Annotated in this window: 23 protein-coding genes and 2 tRNA genes; 20 read left to right on the top strand and 5 right to left on the bottom strand. The window is 35.7% G+C overall.

Features of this window, described 5'->3' with window-relative positions:
- The first annotated feature begins 1 nt into the window (after position 1).
- The 15 genes from F3G70_RS03835 to F3G70_RS03765 all read left to right on the top strand — a co-directional run bounded on the left by F3G70_RS03835 (position 2) and on the right by F3G70_RS03765 (position 9,917).
- The gene (locus F3G70_RS03835) at positions 2–1,048 is read left to right on the top strand and encodes a hypothetical protein (RefSeq protein WP_149731401.1); all 1,047 of its coding nucleotides are present in this window, start codon (positions 2–4) and stop codon (positions 1,046–1,048) included.
- A 1-nt stretch (position 1,049) separates the two neighbouring features.
- Positions 1,050–1,940 (top strand): formylmethanofuran--tetrahydromethanopterin N-formyltransferase, encoded by an 891-nt coding sequence (locus tag F3G70_RS03830; protein WP_149731400.1) that lies wholly within the window; start codon positions 1,050–1,052, stop codon positions 1,938–1,940.
- A 9-nt stretch (positions 1,941–1,949) separates the two neighbouring features.
- Positions 1,950–2,888 (top strand): carbohydrate kinase family protein, encoded by a 939-nt coding sequence (locus F3G70_RS03825; RefSeq protein ID WP_149731399.1) that lies wholly within the window; start codon positions 1,950–1,952, stop codon positions 2,886–2,888.
- Between the two features lie 43 nt (positions 2,889–2,931).
- Positions 2,932–3,759 carry a 4Fe-4S binding protein gene (locus tag F3G70_RS03820; RefSeq protein ID WP_149731398.1) on the top strand — a complete coding sequence of 276 codons (828 nt, stop codon included), beginning with the start codon at positions 2,932–2,934 and terminating at the stop codon, positions 3,757–3,759.
- Between the two features lie 11 nt (positions 3,760–3,770).
- The gene (locus F3G70_RS03815; RefSeq protein WP_149731397.1) at positions 3,771–4,406 is read left to right on the top strand and encodes a CBS domain-containing protein; all 636 of its coding nucleotides are present in this window, start codon (positions 3,771–3,773) and stop codon (positions 4,404–4,406) included.
- A 10-nt stretch (positions 4,407–4,416) separates the two neighbouring features.
- Positions 4,417–4,713 (top strand): putative quinol monooxygenase, encoded by a 297-nt coding sequence (locus F3G70_RS03810; RefSeq protein ID WP_149731396.1) that lies wholly within the window; start codon positions 4,417–4,419, stop codon positions 4,711–4,713.
- A 22-nt stretch (positions 4,714–4,735) separates the two neighbouring features.
- A tRNA-Thr gene (locus F3G70_RS03805) sits at positions 4,736–4,808 on the top strand.
- 449 nt (positions 4,809–5,257) lie between these two features.
- The gene (locus F3G70_RS03800; protein ID WP_188118064.1) at positions 5,258–5,551 is read left to right on the top strand and encodes a hypothetical protein; all 294 of its coding nucleotides are present in this window, start codon (positions 5,258–5,260) and stop codon (positions 5,549–5,551) included.
- Between the two features lie 113 nt (positions 5,552–5,664).
- Positions 5,665–6,474: a hypothetical protein gene (locus F3G70_RS03795; RefSeq protein WP_149731394.1), complete on the top strand. Its 810-nt coding sequence runs from the start codon at positions 5,665–5,667 to the stop codon at positions 6,472–6,474.
- A 117-nt stretch (positions 6,475–6,591) separates the two neighbouring features.
- Positions 6,592–7,713 (top strand): tocopherol cyclase family protein, encoded by a 1,122-nt coding sequence (locus F3G70_RS03790; RefSeq protein ID WP_149731393.1) that lies wholly within the window; start codon positions 6,592–6,594, stop codon positions 7,711–7,713.
- Positions 7,710–8,384, top strand: coding sequence for a diacylglycerol/polyprenol kinase family protein (locus F3G70_RS03785; RefSeq protein ID WP_149731392.1), 675 nt, complete (start codon positions 7,710–7,712; stop codon positions 8,382–8,384). The genes F3G70_RS03790 and F3G70_RS03785 overlap by 4 nt, the downstream gene beginning before the upstream one ends.
- Positions 8,385–8,509: 125 nt before the next feature.
- Positions 8,510–8,767, top strand: coding sequence for a 2TM domain-containing protein (locus F3G70_RS03780; RefSeq protein ID WP_188118063.1), 258 nt, complete (start codon positions 8,510–8,512; stop codon positions 8,765–8,767).
- Positions 8,768–9,040: a 2TM domain-containing protein gene (locus F3G70_RS03775; protein WP_149731390.1), complete on the top strand. Its 273-nt coding sequence runs from the start codon at positions 8,768–8,770 to the stop codon at positions 9,038–9,040.
- 4 nt (positions 9,041–9,044) lie between these two features.
- Positions 9,045–9,485: a LytTR family DNA-binding domain-containing protein gene (locus F3G70_RS03770; protein WP_149731389.1), complete on the top strand. Its 441-nt coding sequence runs from the start codon at positions 9,045–9,047 to the stop codon at positions 9,483–9,485.
- 9 nt (positions 9,486–9,494) lie between these two features.
- The gene (locus F3G70_RS03765) at positions 9,495–9,917 is read left to right on the top strand and encodes a DUF3021 domain-containing protein (protein ID WP_149731388.1); all 423 of its coding nucleotides are present in this window, start codon (positions 9,495–9,497) and stop codon (positions 9,915–9,917) included.
- A gap of 151 nt (positions 9,918–10,068) precedes the next feature.
- On the opposite strand, the gene F3G70_RS03760 is transcribed toward F3G70_RS03765, so the two are convergent.
- Positions 10,069–10,467: a DUF3795 domain-containing protein gene (locus tag F3G70_RS03760; protein ID WP_149731387.1), complete on the bottom strand. Its 399-nt coding sequence runs from the start codon at positions 10,465–10,467 to the stop codon at positions 10,069–10,071.
- 74 nt (positions 10,468–10,541) lie between these two features.
- Here F3G70_RS03760 and F3G70_RS03755 point away from each other — a divergent pair, with 74 nt between their 5' ends.
- The 3 genes from F3G70_RS03755 (at position 10,542) to F3G70_RS03745 (ending at position 12,423) form a co-directional block, all read left to right on the top strand.
- The gene (locus tag F3G70_RS03755; protein ID WP_149731386.1) at positions 10,542–11,282 is read left to right on the top strand and encodes a hypothetical protein; all 741 of its coding nucleotides are present in this window, start codon (positions 10,542–10,544) and stop codon (positions 11,280–11,282) included.
- Positions 11,283–11,408: 126 nt separating this feature from the next.
- Complete coding sequence (locus F3G70_RS03750; RefSeq protein WP_149731500.1) at positions 11,409–11,966, top strand: 50S ribosomal protein L15e; 558 nt, start codon at positions 11,409–11,411, stop codon at positions 11,964–11,966.
- A 34-nt stretch (positions 11,967–12,000) separates the two neighbouring features.
- On the top strand, positions 12,001–12,423 hold the full coding sequence (locus tag F3G70_RS03745) for an RNA-binding protein (protein WP_149731499.1): 423 nt from the start codon (positions 12,001–12,003) through the stop codon (positions 12,421–12,423).
- Between the two features lie 128 nt (positions 12,424–12,551).
- Here F3G70_RS03745 and F3G70_RS12480 read toward each other — a convergent pair whose 3' ends face one another.
- Positions 12,552–13,121 carry a sugar O-acetyltransferase gene (locus F3G70_RS12480; protein ID WP_149731385.1) on the bottom strand — a complete coding sequence of 190 codons (570 nt, stop codon included), beginning with the start codon at positions 13,119–13,121 and terminating at the stop codon, positions 12,552–12,554.
- Between the two features lie 251 nt (positions 13,122–13,372).
- On the opposite strand from F3G70_RS12480, the gene F3G70_RS03735 reads away from it, so the two are divergent.
- Together F3G70_RS03735 and F3G70_RS03730 are read left to right on the top strand one after the other, a co-directional pair.
- Positions 13,373–14,167, top strand: coding sequence for a hypothetical protein (locus F3G70_RS03735; protein WP_149731384.1), 795 nt, complete (start codon positions 13,373–13,375; stop codon positions 14,165–14,167).
- A 285-nt stretch (positions 14,168–14,452) separates the two neighbouring features.
- Positions 14,453–15,319: a CPBP family intramembrane glutamic endopeptidase gene (locus F3G70_RS03730; RefSeq protein WP_149731383.1), complete on the top strand. Its 867-nt coding sequence runs from the start codon at positions 14,453–14,455 to the stop codon at positions 15,317–15,319.
- A 107-nt stretch (positions 15,320–15,426) separates the two neighbouring features.
- Here the strand turns inward: F3G70_RS03730 and F3G70_RS03725 are convergent.
- The 3 genes from F3G70_RS03725 to F3G70_RS03715 form a co-directional block, all read right to left on the bottom strand.
- Positions 15,427–15,500, bottom strand: a tRNA-Lys gene (locus F3G70_RS03725).
- Between the two features lie 493 nt (positions 15,501–15,993).
- Positions 15,994–17,361: an MATE family efflux transporter gene (locus F3G70_RS03720; RefSeq protein ID WP_149731382.1), complete on the bottom strand. Its 1,368-nt coding sequence runs from the start codon at positions 17,359–17,361 to the stop codon at positions 15,994–15,996.
- A 54-nt stretch (positions 17,362–17,415) separates the two neighbouring features.
- The coding region (locus F3G70_RS03715; protein ID WP_149731381.1) for a condensation domain-containing protein at positions 17,416–19,808 on the bottom strand (2,393 nt) is incomplete at its 5' end.

The raw sequence follows: 19,808 nt of genomic DNA, 5'->3' as shown, positions 1-19,808 counted from the left end.
GATGTTTGAAAAATCATTTATTACGGACTGTGAAGGACCGTTAACGCTTAACGATAACGCATTTGAATTATGCGAGCATTTCATAGAAAACGGGGGCGAACTATTTAAGATTCTCAGTCTGTATGATGACTATCTTGTTGACGTTGTCAAAAAGGACGGCTACAAGGCAGGAAATACATTGAAGTTAATACTGCCGTTTTTCGTTCTTGAAAAGCTTGAAAACAGGGACATGATTGATTTTTCACGCAATAATATTTATGCTGTCAGGGATTCAAAATTCCTGTTAAAATACTTGAAGGAAGCTATGAATACTTACATAGTCAGTACCAGTTATGGCCAATATATTGAAGCTTTGTCCAATTATATGGAATTTCCATTTGAGAATACATATTATACAAAAGTTGATGTAGATGTCCTCTCTTTAAATGATGAGGAAATGCAAAAAGTTGCCCAATTCAAAAATCAGATTCTTGAAAATCCTGAAGATTATGGGCTGTTCGATGAGATATTCTTTGAAGAAATCCCGAAAATGGCCATTTATGAAGAAATCAAAAAAATAGATGTTGTCGGTGGCCTCGGCAAAAAACTGGCAATTGACGACATTATTGAAAAGGATAAAATCGATGTCAATCAGATTTTATATATTGGTGACAGCATAACCGATGTGGAGCCGCTGGAATTTGCCTTTAAGAACAATGGAATATCAATATCATTCAACGGCAACGAATATCCGTTAAAAGTGGCTCAGATAGCTATAGTATCGCCAAGCGCAATAGCAACCGCAGTGATTGCCGATATCTATGCAAATAATGATAAAAATAAAGTCCTGGACTTTATTAACGACTATAACTCAACTGAAAGCATTAATGAACTGTTTGACGGTTATGAAATTAACAGCGAGATAAGGGAAAGGTTCTTTGAGGTCTTTGACGATGATTCCTTCCCGATAATTAAGATTATTGACGAAGAAAACTATGATGAAATACTTAATGAGAGCGTCAAAATGCGAAACGGCATTCGTGGCGATGACATAGGAGGATTAGGATAAGATGAATTATGATAAGGTCGAAGATACATTTTTTGAAGCCTTTGAAGGAAAATACGTAAGGGCTTTAATAACCGGACCGACGGAAAAGATTGTAAAAAGCGCTGCATACGATTCAACTTCCACTCCAAGCGCTGTAATCGGAAGGGTGGAAGGCGGAGTTGAAAGCTTTCTGGATAAGGACAAAACTCCCGACGGCAGATACGGTGCAGTCGTACAATACTGGCTTGGTGACGATGATACGGAAAAGTTTGCATTTGAATTGTCATACCGATTGAGGCAGGACATTCTGGTCAAGCCATTTACGCGTATATTTGACTACTCAGACGTGGATAGCGATGAAAATATTGAAATGATGGACATCGTTGGACATTGCGGTGACGGATGGGAATGGATTGTAGAAGAATACGGCCGCAAAATGATTAATGTGCCAATTGCAGTTCCTGATTTTCAGATCGAAGAAAAATTCAAAATCAATGACGGAATAATGGGCGGAAACTTCTGGTATTTGTGTGAAACTCCCGAAGCAGTATTAACTGCCGGAGACGCAATAATCGATGCGATAATGGAAGTTGAAGGTGCAACGGCTCCATTTGGAGTTTGCTCAGCTGCTTCAAAGCCTGAAACCAATTATCCCGAAATCGGCCCGACCACAAATCATTATTACTGTCCGTCATTGAAGGATCGCCTGAAAGACGAATCCAAGGTTCCCGAAAACGTCAATTACATTCCCGAAATCGTAATTAATGCGATGGATGTCGATTCAATGTTTAAGGCTTTAAAGGCAGGAATTGATGCTGCCATTGATGTTGATGGAGTCATTGGAATATCTGCGGGCAATTTTGGCGGAAAACTTGGAGATAAGATTTATAATTTATTGGATGTACTTAAATAGGGTTTTAATATGGAAATATTGGATGACGATATAAATGCAGAGGTTATAGGATTCGGAGCATTGAACGTGGATAAGCTGTACTCCGTTGGAAACATTGCAGGAGCCGATGAGGAAAGCTTCATCACCTCAAGCAGGGACACTCCCGGAGGATCTGCAGCCAATACTATAATCGGGCTCTCAAGATTGGGCGTATCAACGTCAATCATCGGAAAAATCGCCGAAGACGAGGACGGAGACCTGATAGAATATAACCTGATGTTCAATGAGGTCTTTTCAAATAATCTTATTTACGCTGATAAGGGAAGTACGGGCAAATGCCTGGGATTCGTTGATGAAAACGGCCAGAGATGCCTTTATGTTGACCCTGGAGTTAACGATGAAATTTCAATTGATGAAATCAATCCCTTAAACATAATGAGATGCAGGATAATGCATTACACATCCTTTGTTGGAGATTCATTCAAAACCCAGATAGAACTGCTTGAAAAGCTAAGCGAAGAGACAGTTTTAAGCTTCGATCCGGGAATGCTATATGTCCAGAAGGGTCTTGAAGAGATAAGGCCGATTTTGGACAGGTGTGATATCCTGCTCATAAATGAATCAGAATTAAGATTATTATTCAAGGACTCAGAATCTGGACTTAAGGAACTCGCCGAAAAAGTTCTTGATATGGGAATCACAACGGTTGTCATTAAAAAAGGTTCAGACGGTGTTTTTGCCTGTAATAATGAAGAAGAATGTGATGTCGGGGCATTTGAATGTGATGTCGTTGACACCACCGGCGCTGGCGACAGTTTCAACAGCGGATTTCTATATGCTTTTCTAAACGATTACGGTTTGGAAAAATCATGTAAAATCGGTAATTGGGTAGCCAGCAGAGCTATTGAAGGATTTGGGATGGATAAATTCCCTACATTAAAAGAATTAAAAGAGTTTATTAACAATTAAAGATAAATCTATTAAATGAGAGATTACATAGGTTGGTAATAAAATGAATGTATCGTTTATAAAGCAGATGAAGAATTTGGAAAGGGAAGTTCTTTTGAAATCTGTTGAATTAGATGATGACGGCGACGATTTCCAGTTCGAATTGGACAGTTTCCATGCTGAAGAGGAGATTATAGCCGTTGCACCAAAATGTGTAAGATGCAATACGTGCGTTGGCGAATGTCCTGTTAATGCCATCGGGCCGGCCAACATTTTCAGACTGGCTAAGATTACAGACAAATGTGTGAAATGTGAAATCTGCGTTCAGACATGCCCGGTTTCAGCTATTAAATTAATTAAAAACGTAGTTGATTATGACGGCGAAAGCGAAAACGATTTCATGGAATACAGTCTGTACAATGTCCGCTCCCCTCACAGGGTTGTCAGGATGAAAAGCATTGACATAGATTATACTGCTGACAACAATTGGCAGGATTGTGCGGATTTATGTCCAACGAACGCATTCACTTTAGAATTTAAGGAATATTTTGAGGAGTTAGGCTGTGATACGGGCATTGACTTGGATGAAGATACATTATACCCTTTCATTAACAAGAAATTATGTATCGGATGCGGAGCCTGTGTCGAAATTTCAAAAAGTGAAAATGCAATCACGTTAGACAGAATAATTGGGCCTATAGTTCACGGCAGAAATATTGAAGTTAACCACGACCTGTGCGTTAACTGTTTCCTGTGTGAAGAGAACTGTCCGGTAGAGGCCATAAGGTTAGAAGACGGGGAAGTAGTTTTAGACGATGATAAGTGTATACGCTGTGTGGAGTGTACTAATCATTGTCCAGTTGGAGCACTGAAACGTGTAGAAATTGAATAGGAGGAATTATTTTGAAAGCTAGAGAATTAATGGATAAAGAGTTTGTATACCTGAACTGTGATGACAGTGTCGTGGAAGTTTCCAAAGTAATGGAAGAAATAAGAAGATTTACTTGTCCTGTTGTAAATGAAAACAAGCAATTGGTTGGATGGATCACTTCATTTGACATTACCCGAGGTTTAAGGGAAGGAAATGAGAAAATCAATGAAATAATGAGCTCTTATGAAGATGTTGTCACTATTCATGAAGACCAGCCGGCAAGACTTGCAGTTCTTTTAACCGCAAACAACAAGTTCGTTACTGTCCCAGTCATCAATGACGACAATCAGGTTATAGGAATGATCCGTGCCTGCGATATTGTTGAATTGCTCTCAGAGCTTTATGACATTAAGGTATCAAAATTGTATAAGGCAATGCAGAATCAGCTTAAGGGAGTTACATGGGAAGAGCTTATGGACGCTTCAGCTTTGGTTTCCCAGAAAACCACCGGCGTAAAGATAACTCCTGAAGAATATGAAGCCAATATTATGGACGCAACCTTCGGTGAAGCCATATGGGCGACCGGAGGACTGGAAAAATTCTTTGCGGGTCTGATTTCAGTCGGCGAGCTGGTAATTGCCAGAAGAGTTGGAAAAGCAAGAAGGTAATGGTGATAATATGATAGTTGTTTTGGCAAAGGCAGTGCCTAAGGATGAAGATGCAAAAGTTAAAATAATTGATTTTTCAAAAGATTTAATAGACAACTCAAAAGCCGAAGATGGAAACATTGATTACAACCTGTATGAAAATACTTCCGAAGACTCATTGATGTTTGTCGAACAGTGGGAATCCCTTGAGATTCTCCAAAGGCATATGCAAACCGAACATTTCATTGCTTTCGGTGAAAATATCGGCGATTTGGTCGCTGGTGAACTCGAAATAAATGTTTTCAATTCTGAAAAGTTGGAATTTTAAACATTTTTTTATCTTTATTTGTGCTACTGTAACACAATTGGCAGTGTGCCGCCCTCGTAAGGCGGAGGTTGCGGGTTCAAGTCCCGTCAGTAGCTTACTTTTTTTTATTATTTTTATCTATATGAACTTATTTATACATTAATGATTGTTTAATTTTTATTATGTTTCATCGATATAAAATTGAACAAAGTATTTTCACATCGTTATTTTTATTTTTTATCATTTTTTATCCATATTTTCAAAAATAAACCGAAATATTTATAGGCAATTAATGCAATACTATAATACGATATAAAGTGAATTTTATATCATTATTCTCATTCCATTTTTTAATCTTCAAAATGCCGGTAATATGGAGTAGAATTCCTATCTGTTTTACTCCATTTATCATTTTGATTCTAAATTTCTTTTTAATAAATTTCAATGGCAATATTTATTAATGTGTTTTTTTCAATATCTAATAAGAGGTAAAAAAATGAAATTGGAAGATGCGATTATAATAATATTAATCATTTGTATAATTTTGGCCGCTGGCTTTTATCTTTTGATATCTAAGGCGGATATCTCTGTAACTACTGAAAAGGACACTAACAACACCACTTCCAATGTCACTAAGAGTGTAGTTAATGATACTGCCACATCAAGTGATTCTTCATCATCATCCCAATCAGTTAGTTCCGAAAGTTCTTCTTCCGCCTCATCAGGTGCTGCAGATTCGTCATCGAGTTATGATAGCTCATATAGCTATGATAGTTCTTCACAGGAGAGCAGTTACTCTTCAGATTCGTTCCGACCTGGTCAATCATCAGATGCGGTGAATAATGGGGATTTTAATTAAAATCTTCATTTATATTCTTTTTTTAATGGAAATATGCATTTTCACATGTTTTCGCTGAATACTCCACAATATTGTGATAAATTTATTTAGTAATATTTTCATATTTTATATTAATGAAAATCATTCAAATTATCGCCGAATCTTTCAAGCTGCCTTTTAAAAGGCGTAAACTGTTTTTATTAGCTTTTGTATTGGCATTAGTACTTGAAATGGTTACTCATTATATTTATAAGCTTCCATTAGGCGATTGGACTTTGATGATTGCAGTAATTTACACCATATTTTCTTTAATTATCTTTGGAGTAATTCTCAGTTTAAGCAATGTTGCGATACTCGGAGAAAAATTCCACTTTGACTTTAAAGAACATTTAATAGAGTCGATTAGGGAATACTTCATTACAATGTATTATCTTCTCATTTCATTTTTTATAAGCGGTTTTTTTGTTATTCACTTTAATTTTTACAGTGATTTTTTAAGAATACAATATTTCATTTTACATAGGGATTATGGAAACGCCATTCTCTCCGTGCATCAATTGGTTCATCAGCTTCCTTTATCTATGCAAATCGACTTGCACCAGAAGATTCAATTGAATGTACTGATTGTTCTACTTATTTTAATATTTATTTCTTCCTTGGGATTCATTGGAAAGGTGGTCTCCCTCAAATCTGACGATTTCCTTAAGGCTTTTGATTTAAGGGTTATCTTTTCAATCATTAAGGAAATAGGTATTTTAAGATATCTTGAATTTCTTTTGATAATTGCTTTTATTGCAGTAATCGTGGTAAATATACTAGTTTCTCTGGAAAGTTCGTATATTGAAAGTTTCGTTTCGGCATTTCTTGAAGTATTTGTATTGTTTATTATAATTAATGCATTTTATCGGATTATTGACAGTCATATAAGTGATGAAAAGTTCTGATTGTTAACTCATTTTAAAAGCTTACAAGTTCAGTTATTATCCTGCTTTTTTCAATGAAAAATAAAAATCTTTTTATTATACTTTAAATAAAATATTATTATCTATGGAGGATTCTAAATGAATAAAAGTGATTTGGAAAGAGATTATTATATGCTCAAGGGACCACTTGCAAAGAAAGGTTATGACTGGTGGTGGCATTCCTTAACGGCTTATAATAAGGAAACGGGTGAAGCGAAGCCTTTTTTCATTGAATATTTCGTGTGTAACCCTGCATTAGCTGAAGATGAACCTACATTAGGTCAGGACCCTGAAAATCAAAAATTGGGTAAAAAACCGTCTTATTTCCTGATGAAGGTAGGAACTTGGGGTAAGGATGCAAAGCAGATTCATAATTTTTACTCAATGAAAGATTTCCAATGTCCGGATAATGAATTGGACATCCGTGTGGGAGACTGCTCACTGACGGAAACCCATATGTCCGGATCATGTACCGTAACGCCGGAAGAAGCCGAAAATCATCCTGAATACATGTGTGATGCTGGAGATATGAGATGGGATTTGGATATTGACAAGCAAATCACTTTCAATGTCGGTTACGGCGCAAGCGGACTATTTAGAAAACTGAACTCATTTGAAATGTTTTGGCATGCTGAAGGAATTAAAACACAATACAGCGGTTCAATTTGGCTTGACGGTGTTGAATATGAAGTAATTCCTGAAAAGTCATATGGTTATGCCGATAAAAACTGGGGCGGAGACTTTACCTCACCGTGGCTCTGGATTTCCTCATGCAACCTGACCAGCCTCAAAACAGGTAAAAAATTAAATAATTCAGCATTTGAAGCAGGAGGAGGAAGGCCAAAGGCGTTTGGTATTTCCATTCCGCGTAAATTGCTAATCGGTTTTTATTATGAGGGAACGATGTATGAATACAACTTCGCAAGGTTTTGGAATATGGTTAAAATCGACTTTGACTTTGAAGAGGGCGATGAGGTTCATACATGGCACGTAAACGCTTCAAACAAGAATTCACGTATGGAAATGGTTCTTTACTGCAAACGTGAAGATATGCTCTTTATTAATTATGAAGCTCCAAACGGCAAAAAACTCCACAACCGCTTATGGAACGGCGGAAACGGATGGGGCGAAATCAAGTTATACAAAAAGGACGGCACGTTAATTGACCATGTAAAAATGGAAAATGCTGGCTGTGAATACGGGGAGTATGATAAAGAATGATCTGGTCCGATATATTAGCGTTAATTGTCGTATACATTTATGTTGCAGCCATTTTCGTAATAGCCGAAATGGTTTTAAAGACAAGGCCTGAAGTTTCACGTAAGTTTCTCCACATCATGGTAGGTAACATGATATTTGCCATGCCGTTTTTCTCAGATCCGTGGGTAATGGTATGGTTTTTAACGCTTCCGATTACGATTGTGCTGTTCTTCCTGACGGAATACTCACCGATTAAAATCGAAAACAGTGTTACCGAATCCGGCCACGCACTGGGACTGTTCTTTTATGCAGGTATCTGGACAGTACTGATAGCTGTTTTCACCAATTACTTATGGATTGTTGCATTGGCAATCGTACCTATGGTATACGGTGACGGATTTGCCGCATTAATCGGTCAAAAGTTCGGTAAGGTCAAATATAAGGTATTTGGCGGTGAGAAATCCCTTGAAGGATCACTTACGATGTTTGTAATCACGACCGTAATGAGCGTATTCGTATGGATGGTTTTCTCATCAATAGGCTATCCGATGCCTCAGTTCAATCTGGTTGCCATTTTAGGAATATCTGCTGTTGCAACCGTTTGTGAAGCTTTAAGTTATGGAGGAATCGACAACTTGACGGTTCCTGCACTGACTGCAATCTTATATTATCTGGTAACTATTACAATCTAGTTACCTTTCACTTTCTATTTTTTGCATTTTAGCAAGACATTTTTGCATCTTATACACCTCGCCAAATAGCCATTTATATGGTCTTCAACTATGTTATATTATCGAATAGTTATTTGGTGATACAAATGGATTTAAGAAAAGAAGCTGAAAGAAGAGTTGATGCAAAAATTGAATTTCAAGAAAATCTATATAAGTATTTGATTGTAAATGTAATATTAGCAATAATATGCGTATTGTTTTTACATAGTTTCTGGTTATTGTTCTTTGTAATGTTTTTCTGGGGAATTGGTCTTTTGGATAAGTTTTTCAAGGCATATTCCTTAAGGGGTATCCTTGATAGGGAAAGCATGATAGAAAAAGAAATTTCAAGAATGGGTGATTAGATGAGTGATGTAAGATCAAGAGCAGAAAAACGTGTTGACAATAAAATCAGATTTTATATAAATTTCAGTGCGTATATTGTCGTAAATGCAATGTTATTTGTTCTGAACTGGTATTTTACCCCCGAATTCTGGTGGGTTGCATTTCCCGCATTATTCTGGGGAATCGGAGTACTTAAAGACTTTTTAATTGCATTTGTATTTATAAGTAAATTTGACAGTGAAAGTTACAGGGAACAAAAAATTCAGGAAGAAATGGGAAAACTGAGGAACTAGAATCATGAAGGTAAATCTATTCGTATCAAAAGACATCAAGGAAGCTCATGCTGACATTCACACAAATGAGCTGACCGATAATATTACAAAGGCAATAGCTATTCTTGAGAGTGATGATTCAAATGACATGCTGGCCGTCAAGAACGGTTCGGACATTGCCCTTTTGGAATTGGGCGATATTTACATGTTCAGGGTTGAAGACAAGCAGGTAAAGGTATACACTGAAAATTCGGATTATCTGATTAAAAAGCCCCTGTATCAAGTGGAAGAGGATTTGGATCAGTCATTTGTCAGAATTTCAAAAACGACCATCGTTAATTTGAAAAAAATTCAGCGGGTTGCCCCTTCACTTAAGGGAATGATGTTTATAGAGCTTAAAAACGGCTTGAAGGATAATATTTCAAGAAAATATCTGCCGGAGTTTAAGGAGGCTTTGGGATTGTAGGTGATTATTATGGAATTTACTCGAATAATTAAATCTTTATCAATGGGTGCTTTTGTCGGCTGTTTTATTGGATTGCTTGTTGCAGTTTTCATTTCACTTCAGGTAGGTCCTCAAAACATAAGATTTTCAGGAACGGACATAATCAATCTCTTTTTCGGATGTATTGTTGCAGGATGGGGATTTTCCCTCAGCGGATTGATATATGAAAAAGAGGATCTGGCGCTGCCGTTTCAGGTAATATTTCAGCTGGGAATTGGAATGGTTGTCTTATTGTTAGTAGCAATTTATTTAAAATGGATGCCGATTGATATGGGAATCGGACCGGTTATTACGTGGATTTTAATCGCATGTGTTTTTGCAGCGATTTTCTGGCTTGGTTTCTATGTTTATTACTATTTGCTTGCCCGTGACATTAATCAAAAATTAGCTTAGAGATTATTTGGGGGGTTAACCCCAAATCTCTTTATATATATACAAACGGGTGAGTAATATGAATTTTTAGAAAAAATTCATCAAACTATAACTATAGTTATTATTATTCACAAATAAAACTATTGTTATATTTTATATTTATAGCTTATGTTTAAAATTCGAAACCGCATTCGCTGCAGGTTTTAGTCTGAAAGTGGATCACGCCGCCGCAGTCGGGACACGTCCACTTTTGTCTGTCCTGAGCCATCATCTTTCCAATGCCTGTTGTTTTAATCCTTTTGGCACTGTCTAAAGTGTTCAAATCATATCTTTTAACATATTTTTTTGAATGCTTTTTTAGTAATGGGCATGCAAACTCGCTGCATCGTCCGCAGTAGCTGAAGTTTTTCGTGTCAAAGCAGGCTTTAATCTTGCATTTGAGGCTGGCCTTGCTTTTGCCGTCATCGCCGATTAGACAGCCGACGCATGGATTTTGATATCTCTCGCAGCTGATGCAGTTTACTCCGCAGGGAGCGAATAATTTGGAATCGATAGTATCTGGCATTTTCATAATCTGTCACTCACTAGAAAGTATTATATTGCTTTGAAAATAAATATTTTGTTGTAAAAACCGGATTGATTTTAATGAGTGAGTCTGAAATTAAAGAACTGAAAGAGCAATTGATGCATTTGATTTTTGAATATGATGATTTGGTCAGTCACGTTTGTCCAGATATTGAAGTAAGATACGTTTTGGAATTCGGAATGGATGAATATGAATTGTATGAAATCGAGCTTGAAATCGAGAAGCTTGAAAGGAAACTGGAGCTGATTGAAGCTGAAAGCAATGTTGATTTGAATAAAATCGATAAAAAACTGGATAAGGAGTTTGAAGAATCCGAAAGACAGCTTAAAGCACAGATTAATGAGATCAATTACCTGAAAGGAAATGAGCTTAAAAGATTATCTCCTGAGGACTTACAAAAGCTTAGGCAAACATATCTGATGCTTATTGAAAAACTGCATCCTGATTTAAATCCAAATCAAAACTTTTTGGACTTATCATTATTTATTAAGGCTGAAAATTCATTTAAAACTGATGATTTGGAGGCATTGGAATCCGTAACAAGAATCTTGCCTGAGGAGGATAATCAGGAAATGCCCGAAATCGAAGATTTAAAAGGTTCAATTCTGGAATTTGAAGGTAAAATCTATTTGGTTGAAAATGAATATCCCTATAACAAAAAGGAGCTTCTGGACGATGAAGATTGTGGAAATGAATATAGGGAAATGCTTTCAGAGCTTGTCGATGACAGAAAGGAAGAGTTGAAAAGGCTTGAAAACAAAATTGATGAACGTTTGAAAAATCAGAAAAAATCACTTTAAAAACATTAACTTTATATGTATTTAAAATAATATATTTTATTACTGTTAATTTTTGGCAGTTTACTTTTTTGGGATATGTTCCCATTGGATGTGGCTTTTATAGCTGAACAAAAAAAGGTGAAATTTATGTATAAATATATTAGAGAAGCTTGGAAAAACCCAGATGAGTCCTACGTACGTGAACTCATGTGGCAAAGAGCTCCAAAATGGAGACGTCAAAAAGTAGTACAAAGAATTGACAGACCTACCAGATTAGACAGAGCTAGAAGCTTAGGTTACAGAGCTAAAAAAGGTTTCGTTTTAGTAAGAACCAGAGTAAGACGTGGTGGAAGAAGAAAATCACGTTTCAAAGGCGGTCGTAAACCTAAGAGAATGGGTGTTAACAAAATTACTCAAGCTAAATCAATTCAAAGAATTGCTGAAGAAAGAGTAGGTAAGAAATACCCTAACTTAGAAGTCCTAAATTCATACTGGGTATGGTCTGACGGTAAATACAAATACTACGAAGTTATTTTAGTAGATCCACAAAGTCCTTCTATCATTAACGATAAGAAAATCAATTGGATTTGTTCCAAAAAACACACTAACAGAGCTTTAAGAGGCTTAACCAGTGCTGGTAACAAAGGACGTGGAATAAAATCTAAAGGAAAAGGTAGTGAACAAGCTAGAAGAAGAGATTTATAATCTCCTCTTTTTTACTACTCTTTTTTTGATATTTATGATACATAACATTAAATTTAGGGTCTTTGTTTATGAAAACGAAGATATTGATGAACTGTCACAAGCTATTTTGAATATCCTGCCTGAAGCCGAAATCGATGCCGAGGAAGCTGAAGGATTAATGGAAGACAGGATAATAATCTTATCAGGTGTCGTTTCAAAGAAAAGATACACCAAGACTTTTTTTAACTTGCTTTTGGATTCCGTCGATTTGGATAAATTGAATGATGATTTGGAGCGAAAAATCGATGAAAAGGGAAACTGGTTTTTAAGATTCGATAAATCAGATGCAATTGATGAAAAACTGACGGTTAAGGATTCGGGAGATTCCATCCATCTTAAAATCAAAATTGCAGCATATCCTGCCAAAAAAGAGATTGCGATCGAAAAGGTCCGCGAAGCCATCACAAATCACACATAATATTCTTGCATAAACGATTAATTAAACTACATTACTGTTGTTAATCATTTATTTTTATAAACTGTTTTTTTAATTTAATTAATTCTCATTGATATTATTCATATAATCTTTAGACATATGTAGATGTATCAGTCAATTTTTTTAATTAACTTCGCAGGAACTCCTCCGACAACTGATTTTTCATCAACGTCTTTAGTTACGACAGCCCCTGCAGCGATAATGGCTCCGTCTCCAATCGTTACTCCCGGCAAAACCGTGGCGTTTGAACCGATCCAGACGTCATTTCCTATTCTTATCGGTGAAGGGCACAGATTACCTCTTTTTTTAGGGTCTTCCTCATGGTTCAGGGTGGCCAGCACAACGTTATGTCCGATCAGCACGTTATCGCCGATATAGATTCCGCCCTGATCTTGAAACTTGCAGTCGCTGTTGATGAAAACGTTCTTTCCCAGATGTATGTTCTTGCCGAAATCAGTATAGAACGGCGGAAAAACCCTGAACAGATCATCGACTTTTTTACCGATTAGCTTTGAAAAGATTTCCCTTATTTCATCAAGGTCATGGTAGCTGTAATTCAGCTCACAGGTAATTTTTTGGGCTTCCGTTGCATAATAATTGCAGGCTTCTGTTGCTTCCTCGTCCATTGTCAACGTTTTTTCCTTGTTGAAAAATTCCAATAGTTCTTCTAGTTCTAACATGATTGATGTTTTGTTGAATATTGAATATAACTATTTCACATTGCTTAAAAATGAATAATTTTAAGTAAAATATTCAAAACATTTATATTGTTCATTAAATATATCTAAAATCAAGGATATGTATAATCATTATTGATAAATTTTGTATTTCAATGAAAATATTCATTTCAATGGAGGTAAAAAATGTTGAATAGAAAAATAATGGTTGCATTAATCATTTTAGTCTCATATCCTCAATCAGTGCGCAGAATGTGACTTCGGACGTTAACGAGTCAGACATGCATTACGGATTTTGCGTTTTGGCTGAAGATATGGACAAAGTAAATTTCAAGAACCTGTCAAATCATGGAGTAACTGATCTGTTTTTGGATTATCGCTGCCTTAACACGCACGACAAGGCTCAGGTTGAAACATGGATTCAAGATGCAAAAAAGGAAGGAATTTCAGTCCACATATTGGCGCAGATTTTCAATGACGATGAAAAATGGTATAATCCAACCAATCAAAGTTTCGCTGATGCAAAAATTAAAGAACTAAAGGAATATGCAGGTTTAAAGGACCTTGCAGGCATACATATGAATTATGTTAGGTATGATGGTGCATCGGCCGCTGAAAATGACAATTGCACTCAGGCTGTTTCGGATTTTGTGGTGAATGCAACAGGTGAACTTAGAAAGGACAATCCGAATTTGATTCTATCCTCTGACGTTATGCCTGAATATGATCAACTGAAAAAGAAATACTGTACGGATTACTCTGTAATCAGCAAGCACTTCGATTTTGTTATTCCGTTGACTTACTTCGGCAATAACAATGAAAACGATACGTTCATACAGGATAGCATTAATTCTCTTAGGAATCATTCGCAGGGTGCCAAAATATGGGCAAATGTGCAGACTTTCAACAATTCAACTCAAACGCCGATTCCTTTAAGTGAGATGAATCTTAAAATCCAGAACATATCAAAGGCGAATCCGGACGGAATATTCTTTTTCAGATACGGATTGAGTGAAGACATCGACTTTAATAATTTGCATGTCAAGTAATTCGAATATATATGATGATTAAGGCTTTGAGGTGTATTTTTACTTTCAATTGCACTTCAGAGCCATTTTTTTTTAGAAATGCTTGGATGCATTTGTCTGATTGAAAAATATGGTTATTCTTGCGGGTAATGGTAAAATATCAAGATTTTATCTAGAGTTTTCCTTAATTAATTATAAATAACTTAAAAATAAAAAATTAATTAAATAATTGAGAGACAGTTAAAAATATGCTCGTAATGCTTGCGTTTCTCTATGATTATTAATAACTGATTGAAGGTTATTTTCATGAATAACGATAAAATATCTGATTATACTACGTTTCCAAGAACTTTTGAGAACTATAAATGGTACAAGCCGATACTTGTTTTGATAGTGAGTCTTGTACTGATTGCAATATTTGAAGTACTGGTAGTCGGGTTTTTTTACATATTGTTTGGGTTTGATTTTTTAAAGTCCGTTTTAAGTGGAGGATATGAAGCATTATCATCTCCGATGGCGATATTATTCGCAGATTTGATTATTATTGTATTTATACCGACATTATATCTTGCATCAAGGATTGTTAAGGACAGGCCGTTTTCTTCCTATTCCTCTTCACGTGGAGGATGGAATTTCAAACTCTATTTCAAGGCATTGGTAATTCCGTTAATCATGTACATAATCTATGGAGTTGCAGATGCTACCATTAACGGATCACCGGGCACGCCTAATTTCTCAATAGCATTTCTTTTGGTAATATTGATTTCTGTACCTCTCCAAAGTATTGCGGAAGAATATGCATACCGCGGATTTTTAATGCAGACATTCGGGTCATGGTTTAAAATACCCGTTTTGGCGATTGTCATTCAGGCAATATTATTTGCATTAAGCCATGGATATAACAGCTTAGGACTCATTGAAACACTGGTTTCAGGTCTTGGTTTGGGATTTTTGGCCTGGAAAACAAATGGTATAGAAGTAAGCTCAGCCATTCATTCTGCGAATAATTTTTCTGTTGGGCTCTTCGTAATGCTTGGAATGCACGCATCAAGTTCCTCTCCGCAATTTTGGGATGTTGTCTCATCATGTGTTTTCTTAGCAATTCTATACATCATAATGTATTTCATCGGCAAGAAAACCAACTGGTTTGGTGAAATCCCTGAAAACTCTTAAAATATGGGATTATTCAATAATGGATAATCTTTATATTATAATTTATCAGATTAAACGGAAAAAATAGCTAGATTCTTTAAAAGAAAAGTTTTGCAAAAGTAAAAAAACGGGCCCGACGGGAATTGAACCCGCGACAACAAGGTTAAGAGCCAAGCGCTCTGCCAGACTGAGCTACGGGCCCCGTTGAAAAAATCTTTTCAAAAATACAATATTAATATTAGTCATTTACTATATTTAACTATTTTGTTTTCACGTAATTTCTTTGTCTTGATTGGGCGAAACATAATCAGTTTATAGCTTATTCAATCAAAACAAATGTTCGAAAATCATTATTAAAGAATTTCTAGTGAAAAAATAAGGAAATAGTCCTATCCGGAGTCGAACCGGAGTCACAAGTTCCAGAGACTCGTATGATTGCCATTACACCATAGGACTATAAATGTTGGAATCCGATTTATAAAAAAATTATCATAAATTGGAATTCTATTAATTGTATATCCGTTCATAGATATAAAATTTTCCTTTTTCAATTGCATATTTCACGTTTCACCAGCATATAATATCTTCAATAAAAATAATCTTTTCATAAAATTCGACATATCACTTCAAATCAGCTTTAAATTCATGAATTTTAGAAAGGGGTTCTTTATTAAGTAAAGTATGGCATATAGAATTCACCATTTCAATGATTTAATCAAATGCCTTACAAATAAGAAATTTAAAACACTTGCAATTGATTTTCCAACAGTCAAACCTGCCCAAACACCGATTAAACCCCAACCCAGCAATATTCCAAATACATATATAAATACATTTGTACATATTATTTCACGTATTATTGTCCAGGCCAAACTTGTTGTTCCTTTCCCAATTCCCTGATAAAAATAACTTGATGCTAATCCGATACTTATAAACGGCAGACATAAAGTCCCGATTTGAAGAAAACCTGCAATTCCTCCAATTAAATTTGAAGTTTCAGGAGTGAATGCAAGTATGCTTGCCAGTGGATTGGCAAATAAAATAAAAATAATTAAAAATAATGTTGCCAAGATCATGGACATTTTTGATCCGTAAATATGGCTTCTTGATAGATAGTCCTCATTTTTGGCACCGAAAGCGCTTCCGGAAACTGTAGTGACTGTTGCGCCTATAGCATTTATCGGTAATGTCGCAAAGGTATATAATCTTTGAGCTGATGAAAATACAGCAACCCCATAATCACCACCAATCATTGAAATAAATATTAAATACATGCTTAAAGCAATATTTTGTATAATCATTTCCATTGATGAAGGAATAGCGACCTTTAAAATGTCAAAAGATATTTCAGAGTCAAATTTAAAATTTTTAAAGTTAACATCAACATAGGTATCTTTCTTAATGAAAATCCAGTATATCATGACAATTAATGCAATAAAACAACTGAACACCGTTGCTATCGATGCGCCTGCAGAACCAAGATTCAGGGTATAGATGAAAATCGGATCAAGTATTGTATTCAGTATTACGGCAAAACCAATGCCATACATTGGTCTTTTCATGTCTCCCTCGCCCCGAAGTATTCCAGTCAAACCAATCGTAAATACCAGTACTGTCAGACCTAAGAATAATGGGGTTCCATATTTTAGGCCTTCATTTAAAGATGCGCCGCTTGCACCTAAAAGAATCAGCAAGGGTTTTTGTAAGAAAAACAATAATAATGTTAAAATTATTGACACTATTATTAAAATTAAAATTGAATGCATTGCCGACATATTTGCGCCATTATGGTCCTTTGCACCTATAAAACGACTGATGCTGCTTGCTACACCAGTACTGAGACCCAGACTTATCCCAAGTAAAATCATGTAAAAAGGATTAAGAAAACCAATGCCTGCAATTGCTGCTTGTCCCAGACCAACAACCCATATGCCATCAACAAGATAATAACCTGCAACGAAAAGCATTGCAAGCATCGTTGGCACAGATAACTTTTTAATGGCCTTTTCCGGTTCGCCTCTAATTAAATCAATATTTTCGTTGGTTTGCGCATTATTTTCCATAAATTATCTCCAGATTAAGTCAAAATAAGTCATCTTTGGACATAGTTATTTTCTTCATTTAATTGAGTTTAAATTCGAAGTTGTGTCTCCATTAATGATTTTTGATAAAACTGATATATATGTATCTTTGAAATCATTAATCATTTTATCGGAATATTTGTTTGAATTTGTAAATACTAAGCTGTAATCGTCACCGTTTTGATAAACCTGAACTAAAAATTCTGTTAAAGAATCTTGGAAGTTATTAAGGACTTTATTAAAAATTTCTTGAGATTCAGCATTATCAAAAGTATTAAAGTCATCTGCAATCCAATTAGGTACAAACTGGAATAGTATATGGACCTCGAAATTATATTTCTGATAAAGCAATAATATTGGATAATAACTGTGCCTTAATACTCCATAAACGGTATTGGCCATATTTTCCATAAATGAGCTGATGCTTTGATTTTTACATTTTGCTACTATCGGCATTACATTTGAGGTCATGCCAATGAAATTTTCACTGAATCTGTCACGCCCGTTTTCAATTATTGTAAATAAAACCTTATCTCTATCTGCAAATTGGGACAATGTATATGCAAATACGCTGGTGAAAAATACATTTTCACTTATTCCTGCATTATTTAAAAAGGATTTGAATGCAACTTTGTCAAATTCCAAATCATAAAGTGATGTGCTGTATCCTTCAGATGAACTGTCCCCACTTAAGACACCCACATCATCAATATCCGATAACATAGGCTCATAAAATTCGCCTGCCTCATCGAACTTTTCGGTATTTTTTATTTGATGAGTGAAGGCGGATGTTTTTAGGAATGTATCCTCATAATTAACCTCGCCTCCATCAAGAAGAGTCCTGAATTCATTCTGGAATACGCCTGCGGAAGTCGCATCAAAAATGATGTGGTGGATCCAATAAATCAAGTAATATGATTCTTCAGATTCAACAATCAGGAACTTGGACAAATAATTATATAAATCAAAACTTTCGTCAAAGAAATCTAGAATAACTTTCTCATTCACATTCCCTTCCACAAAAACCGGAGGTTTTGCGCCTTTTACCAAATACGGATATTCTCCCTTAAACAGCCGGATAGTGGTTCTAAGCATTTTATAAAGTCCGCCAGCATCCAATCCATATGCCTTAATCAGATTCATTATTTCCTTTATTCCGAATTTTCTGGCTGTAGACATTAAATCTTTAAGCAAATCCAAATTGCTCATGTCAGTATTATCATTTACTTCATATTCTTCACTTAAGTGCATGCTTAAAATCGGATGGGCATCCAATAGCTTATCCAATGATTCAAGTATATTTTCAAGACTGTATTCCTTAGGGATAGAAATATAACCTGGAATATGATAGGCATTCTTTTTATTATAAACATTTACATCTGCAAACACATTAATCTGTGCTGAATTCAATGGACATCCGCTTTCCAATGAATAAATGTCCAAATCAAAAGAATAATCGGACATGTTTTTTGCAATTGCTTCGGGAGTTCGGAAAGTGAAAATATCTGCCATGGTCACGTCATGGGATGTTATATAAGACAGCAATCTGATTGCAGTAAGTGAATCTCCACCTAAACGTATGAAATCATCATGTATGCTGACTTTTTCCAGATTCAATGCCTTTTCGAATGCTTCAACAATTTCTTTTTCATTTTCATTTCTTGGAGCAACATATTCCGCATGCAAACTAGTTTTATCTACATCAGGCAAAGCACGCTTATCGACTTTACCATTGACATTCAATGGGATTTCGTCTAGTTTCACTACATATGATGGAACCATGTATTCTGGTTTGTGTTTTAAGACATATTCACGAACATAATCAACTAAATCCTCTTTTAAATCTTTAGATAAAGTAACATAGGCTACTAGTTCATTGTTTGTGTTGTTTTTGGTAATTTGGACTGTCACGTCATCAATGTTGTCCATATTTCTTATTACTGATTCGACTTCAGTGAGTTCTACACGATTTCCTCTTATTTTTACCTGACCATCACGACGGCCGATAATGCCGTAACTTCCATCTGGAAGCAGTCTTGCCACATCGCCTGTGCAATATAATCCACCATATTCTTCATTGTTTTCAAATGGATTACTCATAAATGCTTTAGAGGTTTCTTCTGGTCTATTTAAGTAACCGTCAGCTAGTTGAATGCCCGACAGATATAATTCTCCGACTGCTCCAATCGGCACTCGTCTAAATTCTTTATCCAATATGTATGCTTTTGTATTGTTTTGTACATACCCCACACTGCTGTAATCGATTTTGTTTGCTGTATCTGCACTGATTACATATACGCAGGCTTCGGTTGGTCCATATGCATCCACAATCCGGTAATTTCTGATTTCATCTATTTGCCCTAATTTTTCTCCCCCGGCAACAAGTACTTTCAGGGATGTTTTCTCAATTTGCTTTATAAATAGTTTGG

It is taken from the genome of Methanobrevibacter millerae (assembly GCF_900103415.1).
Taxonomy (GTDB): Archaea; Methanobacteriota; Methanobacteria; order Methanobacteriales; family Methanobacteriaceae; genus Methanocatella; species Methanocatella millerae.
Note: the sequence above shows the minus strand (reverse complement) of the source record. Positions and strands in the feature narration are given on the sequence as shown.